This is a genomic window from Cupriavidus campinensis (genome assembly GCF_905397395.1).
GTDB lineage: Bacteria > Pseudomonadota > Gammaproteobacteria > Burkholderiales > Burkholderiaceae > Cupriavidus > Cupriavidus campinensis.
In genome coordinates, this window is the sequence record NZ_CAJPVH010000060.1 from 1 (window position 1) to 15156 (window position 15156).

Sequence of the window (15156 nt, forward strand, 5' to 3'; positions counted from 1 at the left end):
GGCTGCGCGCGGCCGCCTGCGGCACCCACGCCGACCTGCGCGCCAGCGCGCGGCTGGCCGTGCGCCAGCATGGCGAATGGCTGCGCTGGAAATACCGCAAGCATGCCGAGCGCAAGCCGCCCGTGGTGCTGCTGCTCGACATCTCGGGCTCGATGAGCCAGTACTCGCGCGCGGTGCTCTACTTCTGCCACGCGCTGATGCAGTCGCGCGAGCGCATGCACGTGTTCCTGTTCGGCACCCGGCTGACCAACGTCACGCGGGCGCTGCGCGAGCGCGATCCCGACGAGGCCGTCGCACTCATCACCGGCCAGGTGCGCGACTGGGCCGGCGGCACGCGCATCGGCGCGGCGCTGGCGCAGTTCAACCGCCAGTGGGCGCGCCGCACGCTGTCCGGCCGCGCCACGGTGCTGCTGGTCAGCGACGGCATCGACCTGGAACACATCGACCTGCTCGACGCCGAGATGGCGCGCCTGCGCCGTTTTGCGCACCGCATCATCTGGTTGAACCCGCTGCTGCGCTACGCCGGCTTCTCGCCGCAGGCGCGCGGCATGCAGGCCATCCTGCCGCACGTGGACGCGCTGCGCCCCGCACACAACCTCGACAGCCTGTTCGCGCTCGAATCCCTGCTGGCGGACGACGCGCGCCGGCCCTTCATCGCAACCCCCAAAGGAAGCCCCCATGGAGATGACCCAGACCCAGCGCCTGCCCGTGCCCCGTGACGTGGCATGGGGAGCCCTGAACGACACGGACGTCCTCAAGCAATGTATTCCGGGATGTGAGAGCATCGAGCCCGATGGCGAAAACGCCTACCTGCTGGCGATGACCGCCGCGGTGGGGCCGGTCAAGGCGCGCTTCAAGGGGCGCATGGTGCTGAGTGACATCCAGGCGCCGGAAAGCTATACGATCCAGTTCGACGGGCAAGGTGGCGCGGCCGGCTTCGGCAAGGGCACCGCCCGTGTTTCACTGGTGGATCAAGGCGACGAGACCGACCTGACCTATGTGGTGCACGCGCAGGTAGGTGGCAAGATCGCGCAGATCGGCTCGCGGCTGGTGGATGGCGCCGCGCGCAAGCTGGCCGAGGCCTTCTTCACGCGCTTCACCGAGACGGTGAGTGGCGGCAAGGAAGCCGAAGGCCAGGCAGTCAACGAGGAAGCCGACGCCGCGCGAGCGGATGGCGGCGATGAGCAACAAGGTAGCGAGAAGCGGAAACGATCATGGACAGCGTGGATCTCGAAGTCCTGAAGAGCAGCGTGCGGTGGCAACAGGCGCGCCACGGGGTATTGCTGGTGACGGTGGTGAGAACCTGGGGCTCGTCGCCCCGCCCCGAAGGCGCGATGCTGGCCGTGCGCGATGACGGCCTTGTGGTCGGTTCGGTCTCGGGCGGGTGCATCGAGGACGACATCATCGACCGCGTGCGGCGCGAGGGGATCCACGCCAGCCGCCCGGAGGCAATCAAGTACGGCATCAGCGCCGAGGAAGCGCACCGCTTCGGCCTGCCCTGCGGCGGCACCATCGAACTGGTGGCGGAGCCGCTCAAGGCTGCCAGCGGTATCGCCGAACTGCTCGATGCCGTGGAGAGCGGCCGGCTGGTCGCGCGCACGCTCGACATGGCCACCGGCGCCGCCACGCTCGGGCCGGCGCAGGCCACCGACGGCCTGGCGTTCGACGGTGACAAGCTGCTGACCATCCACGGCCCGCGCTACCGCATGCTGGTGATCGGCGCCGGGCAGCTGTCGAAATACCTGTGCCAGATCGCCGTGGGGCTGGGCTTCCACGTCACGGTCTGCGACCCGCGCGAGGAATACACCGAGACGTGGGACATCCCCGGCGTGACGATGGTACGCACCATGCCCGACGACACCGTCATGGACATGAAGCTCGACGAGCGCAGCGCGGTGATCGCGCTCACGCACGACCCCAAGCTCGACGACCTGGCGCTGATGGAGGCCCTGCGCACGCCAGCCTTCTACGTGGGTGCGCTCGGCTCGCGCCGCAACAACCAGGCACGCAGGGAGCGCCTCAAGGAATTCGACCTGACCGACCTCGAACTCGCCCGCCTGCACGGCCCGGTGGGCATCTACATCGGCAGCCGCACGCCGCCCGAGATCGCCATCTCGATCCTGGCCGAGGTCATCGCCGCCAAGAACCACGTCTCGCTGCCGGACATCCTCCAGGTGGAAGGCGCCAAGGCCGCGCGCGAGATCGCCGCGGGCGAGGCGGAATGCCCCGTGCTGCCCGCCACGGCAACGGCCACGGCCACACAGTCATGAAGAAGCCCGCACGCGCCCCGCTGACGCCGACCGACCTGCCGGTTGGCATCCTGCTCGCCGCCGGTTTCGGCAAGCGTTTCGATGCCACCGGTACACGCAACAAGCTGCTGGAGGTACTGCCCGACGGCCGCACCGTGGCGTGGCGCAGCGCGCGCACGCTGGCGGCGGCGCTGCCGAATTCGATTGCGGTGGTGCGGCCCGGCAACGCGGCACTGGCCGAGGAACTGCGGCGCGGCGGCTGCCGCGTGGTGGAAGCGCCCGATGCCGAGGCTGGCATGGGCGTGGCGCTGCGCGCCGGGGTGGCAGCGACTGCCGAGGCACGCGGCTGGGTGGTGGCGCTGGCGGACATGCCGTGGCTGCCGATGGAACTGGTACGCGCCGTGGCGCTGACCATCACCACGCCGGAAACCATCGCCGCGCCATGGCGCGACGGCAAGCGCGGCCACCCGGTCGGCTTTGGCGCCGCCTGGCGCGATGCCCTGCTGAAGCTCGACGGCGACGAAGGCGCACGCGCCTTGCTGACCGACCAGCCGGTCACCCGCATCCTGACCGAGGATGACGGCCCGTTCCGGGACATCGACACCCCGGGCGATCTGGCGCCGCGCGGCAAGTAGCCCGCACGGCGGCCTCATCGTCTGAACGGTCTTAGCCGCCCTCGGTCTCCATCAGCGTGCGCAGGTATTCCCGGCTCCACCAGTGCACGTCCTGCTGGCGGATGCGCTCGAGCAGCTTTTCATGCCGCGCCCGGCGCTCGGCCAGCGGCATGTGCAGCGCCTGCTGCACCGCCTGCGCCGTGGCGCGCGTGTCGTACGGGTTCACCAGCAGCGCTTCCTTGAGCTGCTCCGCCGCGCCCGCAAAGCGGGACAGCACCAGCACGCCCGGGTCTTCGGGGTCCTGCGCGGCGATGTATTCCTTCGCCACGAGGTTCATCCCGTCGCGCAGCGGCGTAACCAGGGCCACGCTGCTGGCACGGCACAGCCCCGGCAGCCGGCGCCGCGAGGTGGAGCGGTGGATGTAGCGCACCGGCATCCAGTCCAGCTCGCCATACTCACTGTTGATGGCCCCGGTGATGCCTTCCATGTCGCGCCGCAGGTCGGCATAGGCATCGACCGATTCGCGCGAGGGCGCCGCGATCTGGATCAGCGTGGCGCTGGAGCGGTTCTCCGGGTACTCCGCCAGCAAGACCTGGAACGCCTTGAGCCGCTGCGGCAGTCCCTTCGAATAGTCGAGCCGGTCGATGCCGAGCAGCAGCCGGCGCCGCGCGTACTGGTGGCGCATCATCTCGTAGGTCTCGCGCGCCTCGTCGCCGCGGCCCAGGTCGATGAACTCGTCCACGTCGATGCCGATCGGGAACGCCTGCGCGCGCACCGTGCGGTGGAAGGCGCGGAAGCGATACTCGCCCATCGGCTCGGCGCTGGCCTCGCCCTGCACGTAGCGTGAGAAGTGGTCGAGATCGGCCTGGCTCTGGAAGCCCAGCAGGTCGTAGGCGAACAGCGCCCGCATCAGCCACTCGTGCTGGGGGATGGCGGCGAGGATCAGCGGCGGCGGCAACGGAATGTGGAGGAAGAAGCCGATGCGCTGGCTGCATCCGATGGCGCGCAGCTCCGCCGCGAGCGGGATCAGGTGGTAGTCGTGGATCCAGATCACGTCGTCCGGCTTGAGCAGCGGCGCCAGCTTGCGCGCGAACAGCTGGTTCACGCGCCGGTAGGCGTTCAGGTTGCCGCCCGCGTCGAAGTCGGCCAGGTCCAGCCGGTAGTGGAACACCGGCCAGAGCACGCCGTTGCTGTAGCCCAGGTAGTAGGCGTCGTAGTCTTCGCGGCTCAGGTCCACCGTGGCCAGCGTCACGTTGCCGGCCTGCGAGATGTGCAGCTCGCCCTCGCCCGGCGTGCCGCCGTGGCTGGGTTCCACCGCGCGGCCGCTCCAGCCGAACCACAGGCCGCCGGTCTTGCTCAGCGCCTCAGAGAGCGCCACGGCCAGGCCGCCCGCCGCGTGGTTGCGCGGGTCGGCAACCCGGTTCGATACCGCTACAAGTCTTCCCATAGATCGCTTCTTGTTGTTGCCAATCCTATCGTCAAATCACCGAATCCCACGGGGCGGAAAGCCGCATGGCGCCGTTGATCAGGCCGACCATCGAGTAGGTCTGGGGGAAATTGCCCCACATCTCTCCGGTGACCGGGTGTGTGTCTTCCGAAAGCAGCCCGAGCGGGTTGCGCGAGGCCAGCATGGCCTCGAAGATCTCGCGCGCCTCGTCGCGGCGGCCGATGCGGGCCAGCGCGTCGATGCGCCAGAACGTGCAGATGTTGAACGCGGTCTCGGGCTTGCCGAAGTCGTCGGGCGCCTCGTAGCGGCGCATGTACGGGCCGTCGCACAGCGAGGCCTCCAGCGCCTTGACCGTGGCGACGAAGCGCGGGTCCTTCGGGTCGATGAAGTTGACTTCGGCCATCAGCAGCACGCTGGCGTCGAGCTCCTTCCCGCCGAAGCTCTCCGCGAAGGCCTGGCGCGACTCGCTCCAGGACTCCTCCAGGATCTGCTTTTTCATGCGGCTGGCGTGGTCGTGCCAGTAGGCGGCGCGCGCCGGCTGCCCGAGCGTGTCGCCGATCTTGGCCAGCCGGTCGCAGGCGGCCCAGCTCATCAGCGCCGACGAGGTGTGCACGCGCGCCCGGGTGCGCAGCTCCCACATGCCGGCGTCCGGCGTGCCGAACACGCGCACGGCCTGCTCGCCGACTTCCTCCAGCCGCGCATACTCGGCCGGTCCGCCCCGGTGCAGCAGGCGATGGTCGTGGAAAGCCTGCGCGGCGCCGAGCACCACGTTGCCGTAGACATCGTGCTGGAAATGCTCCTGCGCCTGGTTGCCCACGCGCACCGGCCCCATGCCGCGATAGCCCGGCAGGTGATCGAGAATGCTCTCCGGCAGTTCGCGCTCCAGCCCGATGCCGTACAGCGGCTGGATATGGCCGTCCTGCGACTGCATCACCACGTTGGAGAGCCAGCGCAGGTAGTCCTCCATCGTGCCGACTTCGGACAGGCTGTTCAGTGCGCGCACCACGAAGAAGGCGTCGCGCAGCCAGCAGAAGCGGTAGTCCCAGTTGCGGCCGCTGCCGGGCGCCTCCGGCATGCTGGTGGTCATGGCGGCGACGATGGCGCCGGTTTCCTCGTACAGCGACAGCTTGAGCGTGATGGCGGCGCGGATCACCGCGTCCTGCCACTCGCGCGGCACGGCCAGGCGGCGCGTCCAGAGCCGCCAGTACGAGGTGGTTTCCTGCTCGAAGTCCCGCGCGGTTTCCTCCACGCCCTGCGCCAGCGTCTCGTCCGGGCCGAGGATGAAGTTGTAGCCGCGCGTGACCAGGAACGGCGTGTTCGAGAGCACGTAGGCCAGTGGCGCGTCCGTGGTCATGCGCAGCGTCATGTCCTCGCCGATAAAGCGCGCATGGCTGCTGCCGCGCGTCATCTGCGGCTTGTTGCGGCCCCAGTTGAAGCGCGGCGCCACGGTCACACGCACGCGCGGCGCGCCGCGCACCGGGCGGATGCGGCGTACCAGTGTCAGCGGCCGGAAGTAGCGCCCAAGGCGGAAGAAGCGCGGGCAGAAATCGGTGATTTCCAGGCAGTTGTCGTGCTTGTCGATCAGGTGCGTGCGCAGGATGGCCGTGTTCGGCTCATACCACTGCGTGGCCTCGACGAAGTCCTCGATCTCGATGGCCCAGTGGCCGGCGTTCTCGCTCGGGTCCAGCAGCGCGTTGAAGACCGGGTCGCCGTCGAAGCGCGGCATGCAGCACCAGACGATGCGGCCCCGGCCATCGACCAGCGCCGAGAAGCCGCAATTGCCGATCATGCCGAGCGAGAGCGACGGGTCGGCATAGCGGCACGAGGTGTCCGAGTCGGTGTTGACTGCCGGCGCCTCGGGCCGCTGCGCGGCGTTGGCGGCATCGGCGGAATCTGTGTGATCAGTGGCAGGCTGGTTCACAACAAATCCTCCCTTAAGGTCGGTGTGATGGTGGGGTCCCTGGGTGTCGCATCCGGGGCGGCGTCCCGGGTGGCCATCCAGTGCGTCAGTGCGTGGGCCGATTCGTGCAGCCAGCCGCGCAGTGCGTCGGGGCTGGCCAGCATCGCCGTGGCGGCGGTGGCGCGCTGGCCCACCAGCAGGCCCACGCCGCCCAGCTCGCGCACCACGACGAAACCGGCCTCGTCGGTCACGTCGTCGCCGGCAAACAGCGGCATGCGGCCCGCGAACGGCGGCGTGCGCATGAAGGCTGCGATGGCATCGCCCTTGTCCACGCCAGCCGGCTTGATCTCGACGACCATCTTGCCGGGCAGCGCTTCCAGGCCGGCCGCGTCGCGCAGCACGTCGGCCACGGCGGCACGCACCAGCGGCTCCAGTTCCGGCACCTGGCGATAGTGGATGGCCACGGCGACCGATTTCCGTTCGAGTTGCAGGCCGGGGTGCCGGGCCACCAGCGCCTCCAGGCGCGGCAGCAAGGCGCCGATGCCGGGCGCCGGGGGCGTGATGATCCGTTCGCCGCCAGTGCGGAACTCCGCGCCGTGAATCCCGGCAGCGGGCAAACGCAAGGGTTGCAGGAAGTGGTCGAGCTCGGCCACAGGCCGGCCCGAGACGATGGCCAGCGCGCCGTCCAGGCAGGTATGCAACGCACGCAGCGTGCCAACCAGTTGGGGCTCTACCTGCACCAGGTCGGGGCGCGGCGCGAGGTCGGCCAGCGTGCCGTCGAAGTCCAGGAACAGCGCGATATGGGGTTCGATTAGGGGTAGCGGGGGCATCGCGTTAAACCGTAACACGTGTGTTTGACGAGCGTCCACCGGATGCTGTCCTACATCGCGGCCCGGCCCGGCTGTGGCGCTTTCGGCACCCACGCCGACACGCCGCGCGCCGGCGCGGCGCTGCCAGGCACGTTCCGCCCGCATCACGCCAGCGCCGCCCGGATGGGCGCCATCCATTATCATTGGCGGTTTCCGCCGAATTTTCCGGCTTTTTTTGCCCGCGCCTTGCCGCCCGACTATCGCGCCCCGCCCTGCCCATCATGACCGCCAAAACCGCAAAGACCGCCAAGCCAGCCCCCGCCACCAAGGCCTCCCGCGCCGCCACGCCCGACTACCTGCGCAAGATCCTCACCGCCAAGGTGTACGACGTGGCGCAGGAAACCGAGCTGACCTACGCGCACGCGCTGTCGGCCCGCACCGGCAACGCGGTCTGGTTCAAGCGCGAGGACACCCAGCCGGTGTTCTCGTTCAAGCTGCGCGGCGCGTACAACAAGATGGCGTCGCTGACGCCTGACGAGCTGAAGCGTGGCGTGATCGCCGCTTCCGCCGGCAACCACGCGCAGGGCGTGGCGCTGTCGGCGGCGCGGCTCCAGTGCAAGGCGATTATTGCGATGCCGACGACCACCCCCCAGGTGAAGATCGATGCGGTGCGCGAACGCGGCGGCGACTGGGTCAAGATCGTGCTGCACGGCGAGTCCTACAGCGACGCCTACCAGCACGCGGCGGAACTGGAGCAGAAGCACAAGCTGACCTTCATCCACCCGTTCGACGACCCGGAAGTCATCGCCGGCCAGGGCACCATCGCCATGGAGATCCTGCGCCAGCACCCGGGCCCGATCCACGCCATCTTCGTGGCGATTGGCGGCGGCGGGCTGATCTCCGGCGTGGCGGCCTACGTCAAGGCCGTGCGGCCGGAAATCAAGGTGATTGGCGTGCAGACCTTCGACTCGGACGCGATGAAGCGCTCGGTGGAAGCCGGCAAGCGCATCGAACTGAAGGACGTGGGGCTGTTCGCGGACGGCACCGCCGTGAAGCTGGTGGGCAAGGAAACCTTCCGCATCACGCGCGAACTGGTGGACGAGATCATCCTGGTGGACACCGACGAGATCTGCGCCGGCCTGAAGGACGTGTTCCAGGACACCCGCAGCATCCTCGAGCCGTCCGGCGCGCTGGCCGTGGCCGGCCTGAAGCGCTACGCCGAGCGCGAGAAGCTCAAGGGCGAGCAGCTCGTGGCGATTGCCTGCGGCGCCAACATGAACTTCGACCGCCTGCGCTTCGTGGCAGAGCGCGCCGAGGTGGGCGAGGCCCGCGAGGCCGTGTTCGCCGTGACGATTCCCGAGGAGCGCGGCAGCTTCAAGCGCTTCTGCGAGCAGGTGGGCACGCGCAGCGTGACCGAGTTCAACTACCGCATCGCCGACCAGGGCGTGGCGCACATCTTCGTGGGTGTGCAGATCGCCAGCCGCGCCGAGAGCGACAAGATCGCCGCCAACTTCCGCCGCCACGGCTTCGACACGCTCGACCTCTCCAACAACGAGCTGGCCAAGCAGCACATCCGCTACATGGTGGGCGGCCGCTCGCCGCTGGCGCACGACGAACTGCTGTTCCGCTTCGAGTTCCCGGAGCGGCCGGGCGCGCTGATGAAGTTCCTGTCGAGCATGAGCCCGAACTGGAATATCAGCCTGTTCCACTACCGGAACCAGGGCGCCGACGCCTCCAACATCCTGGTGGGCATCCAGGTGCCGAAGAACGAGAAGCGCGCCTTCCGCGACTTCCTTTCCACGCTCGGTTACGTACACTGGGACGAGACCGACAACCCGGTCTACAAGCTGTTCCTGTCCTGAGATCGCGATCATGACGCTCCCCGAACACTCGCCGCTGGGCAAGCCCTCGGCCTACAAGACGGAATACGATCCGACGCTGCTGTTCCCGATTCCTCGGCAGCCCAAGCGCACCGAGATCGGCCTGGCCGAAGGGCGCGCGCTGCCGTTCTTCGGCGTGGATATCTGGAATGCCTACGAGGTGTCCTGGCTGAACCTGAAGGGCAAGCCGCAGGTGGCGCTGGCGACCTTCATCATTCCGGCCGATACGCCGAATATCGTCGAGTCGAAGTCGTTCAAGCTGTACCTGAACTCGTTCAACCAGAGCAGGATCGCCTCGGCCGAGGCGCTCCAGCAACTGCTGCACCACGACCTCTCCGAGGCCACCGGCGGTACGGTGCAGGTGCGGCTGGTCACCGAGGCGGACCTCGGCACGCAGAAGATGGGTGAGCTGGACGGGTTGCTGCTGGACCGCCTGGACATCGAGACCAACATCTACGAGCCGGACCCGACCCTGTTGTCGGCGGATCAGGACGAGACGCCGGTGGAGGAATCCCTCATCTCGCACCTGCTCAAGTCGAACTGCCTGGTCACCGGCCAGCCGGACTGGGGCAGCGTGCAGATCCGCTACGTGGGGGCGCCGATCGACCAGGAAGGGCTGCTCAAGTACCTGATCTCGTTCCGCAACCACAACGAGTTCCACGAGCAGTGCGTGGAGCGGATCTTCACGGACGTGCTGCGCATGTGCAAACCGGTGAAGCTGGCCGTCTACGCGCGCTACACGCGGCGCGGCGGGCTGGACATCAACCCGTTCCGCACCAACTTCAACACGCCTTGGCCGGACAACCGGCGCAACGCGCGCCAGTAAGGCAGCAAGGCAGTAAGGCAGTAAGGGGCAAGCGCCCTCAAAACTCCGCGTGCGCGCGGATGCCGTAGAACTTGGCGGGGCCGCGGTCCCGGTTGTAGCCGGGATTGCGGATGTACTGGAAGTCCGGGCTCAGGCTCAGGGTCTTCCAGACCGCGAAACTGTAATAAATCTCGAACACTTGCTCCGGGCCGTAGCGCAGCGCGCCATCGCCCAGGAACGCGCCGAGGCCACCGGCCGCCAGGAAGTTCCGGTGCGATGAGCCGAGCATGTTCGCCGCCACCGCCACGCCCACCTCGTCGTTGGGCCGCCCCCATGCCGTGCCCTTCAGCGTGCCGCCGCCGGCCACCTGCCGGCCGATCTCGGTGAAGGCGTAGGTTTCGGTCTTGTCGTCCGACATATTGGCGCGGAAGAACACCCCCAGCGCGTCGGTCACCTCCTGCACCATCGCCACGCCGATGCCGAGCTTGCTGTGCTCGCGCCGCACGGCGGCAAGGTCCGGCGTCACGCCATTGGCCTGCCCGTAGGCGATGGCGTCGTTGAACGACGCCATGTTGGCCTTGTTCCGCCACAGCAGCAGCCGCGCCTGGCCCGGACGCCCGGCCAGCGCGTAGCGCTTTTCCAGTTCGAGGACATCGCCGTAGTGCTGGAACAGCCGCGTGTCCAGCTCGCGCCCGTTCGACTCCAGCGGCAGCAGGAAGTGGCCGAAGCGCGCCGACCAGCCATCGCCGATGTACTCCAGCGCCGCACCCCAGTTATAGCCGCGCGAATCGGCCGGGTAGTCGAACGAGCCGTGCGTCATGAACGACCAGTTCATGAACTGCGTGCGCGGGTCCGAGCCGTACGGGTTCTGGTCGAACACGTCGATCACGCCGAAGTTGCCGGCGGTCAGCACCACGCGACGCTTGTCCACGGTGCGGGCGAACTGGTTGAAATCCGATTCGAGTTTCTCGTCCCCGCCGCCCAGGCCCCAGGTCTGGCGGATGAAGGCGCGCGCGCGATAGAACTTCGGGCTGGTGCTGGCCGTCTTGGCCAACTCCCCGTTAGACAGCCCGCCCAGGCCGTGCAGGTCCGAGAACGGCACGCCCTGCGCCACTTCCGGGTTGAAGTGGAACTCGGCGCCCTGCCAGAGCCGCAGGCCAAGGTCGAGCGTGCCCGTGAACGAGTAGCTCTTGGCACGCTCGGTGGTCAGGCTGTTCTCGCCCGAATACGCGGCGCCGAAGGACGGCTTGCGCTGCCAGATATAGGTGGTCTGCCCGTGGATGGCGAACGGGCTTTCGGTGTCGGGCTCGGCGGCAGGGGCGGGGGCAGGCTGGGCAACGGCGTCCTGGGCGAACGCGCCGGGCGCGGCGGCCAGCGTCGCCCAGGCCAGGCCGGCGCAGGCCATCAGTCGGAAACGCGGCATCGGGAAATTCGGCTGGGACGGATGCGCCACAGCGGCCATCCGAGACTGGCGCGAAGCATAGCCAAGCGCTCCTGACGTGTCTACCGCGGTTGTTGCATCGCAACAATAAAAGCACGGTGCCCCGCGCCGACTTTGTAACGTGCCTTGAATTAATTAATTCGAAAATTAATATTCAGCCGATACGAACCGCTGCGCCCGATGCCAACCAAGCCGCCCCACCCACCCAAAGCTATGACCAGCCCGGACGCCCGGCGCCCGGGCCGTCCCGCCGCCGCCCGCGCCGATGCCGGCCAGCGCGACCGCCTGATCGACGCCGCCGTAACCCTGTTCGCCCGGCATGGCGTAGGCGCCACATCGACCAAGGCGATTGCCGCCGAGGCCGGCGTGACCCCGGCGCTGGTCCATTACTACTTCCGCGAGCGCGAGCAGTTGCTGGAAGCGGTGTTCGAGGAACGGCTGCTGCCGCTGGTCGATCAGGTCTTCAGCGGCGCCCCGCCCCCCAGCGATGGCCCGCCGCCTGATGTGAGCACGCTGATCCAGGGCCTCGCGGGCCGGCTGATCCGGGTGGCGTCGGCCACGCCGTGGTTCCCGGGGCTGTGGATCCGCGAGATCGTCGGCGTCGAGGGCCAGTTGCGCGAACGGCTGGTGCAGCGCGTGGCCACGCAGCGCGCCACGCTGATCACCGGCCCGTTGATGGCGGCGCAGGCGCGCGGCCAGCTCAATCCGGGCCTGGAGCCCGCGCTGGTCATGGTTTCGCTGATCGGCCTGACGCTGCTGCCGCTGGCCACCAGCCATATCTGGCAGCGCCTGCCCGGCGCGGAAGCCATCGACACCGACACGCTGGTGCGCCACGTGACCGCCCTGCTGGCCCACGGGCTGTCCGCGCCCGCATCCCCTTCGTCGACCTAACGCCATGGAGCCGCGCATGCCCTCCCGCCTTCCGCAGTGCCTCCTGCAGTGCCTCCTGCGGTGCCTCCTCCTGCTCGCCGCCTGCGCCGCGCTGGCCGCCTGCAGCAACGACAAGCCCGTCACCTGGCAAGGCTATGTCGAGGGCGAATTCGTCGCCGTGGCGTCGCCCTTCGCGGGGCGGCTGGAAAAGCTGACCGTCGATCGCGGCCAGCAGGTGGCCGACGGCGCGCCGCTGTTCGTGCTCGAATCCGACGACGAACGCGCCGCGCGCCAGCAGGCCGCCGAGCAGGTGCGCGTGGCCGAGGCGCAACTGGCCGACATCCAGATCGGCAAGCGGCCCGTGGAAGTGGCCGTGAACCAGGCCCAGCTCGCGCAGGCGCGTGCCCAGGCCACGCGCAGTGCGGCCCAGCGCAAGCGCGACGAGGCGCAGTTCGAGATCGGCGGCATCTCCCGCGCGCAGCTGGACGAGACCCGCGCCACGGCCGATGCCGACGCGGCGCGCGTGCGCGAGCTGCAACGGGATATCGACGTCGCCCGCCTGCCCGGCCGCAAGGACCAGCTCACCGCCCAGCAGGCCCAGGTGGAAGCCGCGCGCGCCGCGCTGGCGCAGGCGGAATGGAAGCTCTCGCGCAAGTCGGTCAACGCCACCGCCGCCGGGCTGGTCTACGACGTGCCCTACCGCCCCGGCGAATGGGTGCCCGCCGGCAGCCCCGTGGTGCGCATGCTGCCGCCCGCCAACGTCAAGGTGCGCTTCTACGTGCCCGAGGCAGCGGTCGGCGCGCTGAAGAACGGCCAGTCGGTGCAGATCCGCTGCGACGGCTGCGCGGCGCCGGTCGCGGCCAGGATCACCTATGTGTCGAACGAGGCCGAGTTCACGCCGCCCGTCATCTACAGCAACGAGACGCGCCGCAAACTGGTCTTCCTGATCGAGGCCCGCCCCACGCCCGAGGACGCCCCCAAGCTGCGCCCCGGCCAGCCCGTGGAGGTGGCGCAGTCATGAACGACGCCGTGGATCGCGCCAACGGCGCGCTGGCGATCGACGTCAAGGGGCTGAACAAGCGCTTCGGCGACAAGCACGTGGTCAACGACCTGACCATGCAGGTGGCGCGCGGCGAGATCTTCGGCTTCCTCGGCCCCAACGGCAGCGGCAAGACCACCTCCATCCGCATGATGTGCGGGCTGCTGACGCCGGACTCGGGCTCGGGCACCTGCCTGGGCTTCGACATCCTGAAGCAGGCCGCCGAGATCAAGCGCAACGTCGGCTATATGACACAGCGCTTTTCCTACTGGGAAGACCTGTCGATCCGCGAGAACCTCGAGTTCGTGGCCCGCGTCTACGCCATGCCCAACCGCCGCGAGGCCGTGGACCGCGCGCTGGAAGACCTCGGCCTGCAATCGCGCGCCGCGCAGCTGGCCGGCTCGCTGTCCGGCGGATGGAAGCAGCGGCTGGCGCTGGCGGCGTGCCTGCTGCACGAGCCCAAGCTGCTGCTGCTCGACGAACCCACCGCCGGGGTCGATCCCAAGGCCCGGCGCGACTTCTGGGAGCAGCTTCACCAGCTGGCCGCGCACGGCATCTCGGTGCTGGTCAGCACGCACTATATGGATGAGGCCGAGCGCTGCCACAAGCTCGCCTATATCGCCTATGGCCGGCTGCTGGCGCAGGGCACGGCGGCGGAGGTGGTGGCCGGCCAGCACCTGGCCACGTGGAGCGTGGAGGGCGACGACCTCGCCGCGCTCTCCATCCAGCTGCAGGGCCAGCCCGGCGTGGAGCAAACCGTGGCCTTTGGCACGGCGCTGCACGTCACCGGCAAGGATGCCGGCCAGCTGGAACAGACGCTGAAGCGCCTTGCCGGCGCGCATCACCGCATCCAGCCCACCGAAACCAGCCTCGAGGACGTGTTCATCCACATGATGAGCGGCGCGCAGGACAACATGGCGGTGCAGCCGGGCAAGTCCGCGCAGGGGCAATCGTGAGCGCCAACGCCCGCTTCTCCGTCCAGCGCTGGTGGAGCATCGTGCTGAAGGAGTTCCTCCAGCTGCGGCGCGACCGCATCACCTTCGGCATGATCGTCGGCCTGCCGATCATGCAGCTGCTGCTGTTCGGCTTCGCCATCAACAGCGACCCGCGCCATATGCCGACCGCCGTGATCGTCGCCGAGCATAGTGATTTCTCGCGCACCTTCGTCCACGCGCTGGAGAACACCACCTATTTCCGCGTGGTGCGTACCCTGCCGGACGAGGCCGCCGGGCGCGAGGCCCTGCTGCGCGGCGACGTGCAGTTCGTGGTCAGCATCCCCACCGATTTCTCGCGCAAGCTGCTGCGCGGCGAGCGCCCGGTGATCCTGGTCGAGGCCGACGCCACAGACCCCTCGGCCACCGGCCCCGCCATCGGCGCGCTGGCGCAGCTGCCGGTCAGCGTGGCGCGCATCGACCTCAAGGGCGCGCTGGCCCCGCTGGCCGGCGGCAAACCCGCCTTCGACGTCAACGTGCAGCGCCTCTACAACCCCGAGGGCATCACCCAGTACAACATCGTCCCCGGCCTGATGGGCGTGATCCTGACCATGACGATGGTGATGATGACCGGCCTGGCGATGACCCGCGAACGCGAGCGCGGCACGATGGAGAACCTGCTCGCCACGCCGGTGCAGCCGCTGGAGGTCATCTCCGGCAAGATCGTGCCGTACATCTTCATCGGCCTGATCCAGTCCACCATCATCCTGCTGGCGGCGCGCTACGTGTTCCAGGTGCCCTTCCTCGGCTCCGTAGTGGGCGTGTACCTGGCGGCGCTGCTGTTCATCGCGGCCAACCTGACGGTGGGCATCACGCTGTCCTCGCTGGCCAAGAACCAGCTGCAGGCGGTGCAGCTCACGTTCTTCTACTTCCTGCCCAACATCCTGCTGTCCGGCTTCATGTTCCCGTTCGCCGGCATGCCCACGTGGGCGCAGTGGATTGGCAACGTGCTGCCGATGACCTACTTCAACCGGGTGATCCGCAGCATCCTGCTCAAGGGCAGCGGCTGGGTGGAGTTATGGCCGAACGTCTGGCCGATGGCGCTGTTCACGGCCGTCGTCATGACCATCGCGGTGCGCTTCTACAAGCGCACGCTCGACTGAGGGGGAT

At 68.7% G+C, this 15156-nt stretch carries 15 protein-coding genes; 11 read left to right on the forward strand and 4 right to left on the reverse strand.

Going from position 1 to position 15156, the window contains the following annotated elements; all coding sequences use genetic code 11:
• The 4 genes from KHO18_RS23655 to KHO18_RS23670 all read left to right on the forward strand — a co-directional run.
• Positions 1-719, forward strand: a 719-nt coding sequence (locus KHO18_RS23655; protein ID WP_211943990.1) for a vWA domain-containing protein, incomplete at its 5' end; no start/stop codon positions are given.
• Positions 679-1242: a CoxG family protein gene (locus KHO18_RS23660; RefSeq protein ID WP_211943991.1), complete on the forward strand. Its 564-nt coding sequence runs from the start codon at positions 679-681 to the stop codon at positions 1240-1242. The genes KHO18_RS23655 and KHO18_RS23660, both read left to right, overlap by 41 nt.
• Complete coding sequence (locus KHO18_RS23665; RefSeq protein WP_144203132.1) at positions 1215-2270, forward strand: XdhC family protein; 1056 nt, start codon at positions 1215-1217, stop codon at positions 2268-2270. Before KHO18_RS23660 ends, KHO18_RS23665 begins: the two co-directional genes overlap by 28 nt.
• Positions 2267-2884, forward strand: a complete 618-nt coding sequence (locus KHO18_RS23670; protein WP_144203130.1) for a nucleotidyltransferase family protein — start codon at positions 2267-2269, stop codon at positions 2882-2884. Before KHO18_RS23665 ends, KHO18_RS23670 begins: the two co-directional genes overlap by 4 nt.
• A 31-nt stretch (positions 2885-2915) precedes the next feature.
• On the opposite strand, the gene KHO18_RS23675 is transcribed toward KHO18_RS23670, so the two are convergent.
• The 3 genes from KHO18_RS23675 to otsB all read right to left on the reverse strand — a co-directional run bounded on the left by KHO18_RS23675 (position 2916) and on the right by otsB (position 7040).
• Positions 2916-4310, reverse strand: a complete 1395-nt coding sequence (locus KHO18_RS23675) for an alpha,alpha-trehalose-phosphate synthase (UDP-forming) (protein WP_092291779.1) — start codon at positions 4308-4310, stop codon at positions 2916-2918.
• 31 nt (positions 4311-4341) lie between these two features.
• Entirely contained in the window at positions 4342-6099 is a 1758-nt protein-coding gene (locus KHO18_RS23680) for a glycoside hydrolase family 15 protein (RefSeq protein WP_211944002.1), read from the reverse strand.
• Between the two features lie 128 nt (positions 6100-6227).
• Positions 6228-7040 (reverse strand): trehalose-phosphatase, encoded by an 813-nt coding sequence (gene otsB / locus KHO18_RS23685; RefSeq protein ID WP_144203127.1) that lies wholly within the window; start codon positions 7038-7040, stop codon positions 6228-6230.
• 42 nt (positions 7041-7082) lie between these two features.
• Here otsB and KHO18_RS23690 point away from each other — a divergent pair, with 42 nt between their 5' ends.
• Genes KHO18_RS23690 through queF form a run of 3 tightly spaced genes read left to right on the forward strand, consistent with a single transcriptional unit; the run spans position 7083 to position 9725 of the window.
• On the forward strand, positions 7083-7304 hold the full coding sequence (locus KHO18_RS23690; RefSeq protein ID WP_144203125.1) for a hypothetical protein: 222 nt from the start codon (positions 7083-7085) through the stop codon (positions 7302-7304).
• Positions 7301-8881, forward strand: a complete 1581-nt coding sequence (gene ilvA, locus KHO18_RS23695; RefSeq protein WP_144203122.1) for a threonine ammonia-lyase, biosynthetic — start codon at positions 7301-7303, stop codon at positions 8879-8881. The genes KHO18_RS23690 and ilvA overlap by 4 nt, the downstream gene beginning before the upstream one ends.
• Before the next feature lie 10 nt (positions 8882-8891).
• Positions 8892-9725, forward strand: a complete 834-nt coding sequence (gene queF, locus KHO18_RS23700) for an NADPH-dependent 7-cyano-7-deazaguanine reductase QueF (protein ID WP_144203119.1) — start codon at positions 8892-8894, stop codon at positions 9723-9725.
• 37 nt (positions 9726-9762) lie between these two features.
• Here queF and KHO18_RS23705 read toward each other — a convergent pair whose 3' ends face one another.
• Positions 9763-11127, reverse strand: coding sequence for a carbohydrate porin (locus KHO18_RS23705; protein ID WP_144203116.1), 1365 nt, complete (start codon positions 11125-11127; stop codon positions 9763-9765).
• Between the two features lie 198 nt (positions 11128-11325).
• Here KHO18_RS23705 and KHO18_RS23710 point away from each other — a divergent pair, with 198 nt between their 5' ends.
• From KHO18_RS23710 to KHO18_RS23725, 4 genes are read left to right on the forward strand one after another with little or no spacing between them, the layout of a single operon-like run.
• Entirely contained in the window at positions 11326-12036 is a 711-nt protein-coding gene (locus KHO18_RS23710; protein WP_211943992.1) for a TetR/AcrR family transcriptional regulator, read from the forward strand.
• A 16-nt stretch (positions 12037-12052) separates the two neighbouring features.
• On the forward strand, positions 12053-13036 hold the full coding sequence (locus KHO18_RS23715) for an HlyD family secretion protein (RefSeq protein WP_144203111.1): 984 nt from the start codon (positions 12053-12055) through the stop codon (positions 13034-13036).
• Positions 13033-14010, forward strand: coding sequence for an ABC transporter ATP-binding protein (locus KHO18_RS23720; RefSeq protein WP_211943993.1), 978 nt, complete (start codon positions 13033-13035; stop codon positions 14008-14010). Before KHO18_RS23715 ends, KHO18_RS23720 begins: the two co-directional genes overlap by 4 nt.
• Positions 14007-15149 (forward strand): ABC transporter permease, encoded by a 1143-nt coding sequence (locus KHO18_RS23725; RefSeq protein WP_211943994.1) that lies wholly within the window; start codon positions 14007-14009, stop codon positions 15147-15149. Before KHO18_RS23720 ends, KHO18_RS23725 begins: the two co-directional genes overlap by 4 nt.
• The last annotated feature ends 7 nt before the right edge of the window (positions 15150-15156 follow it).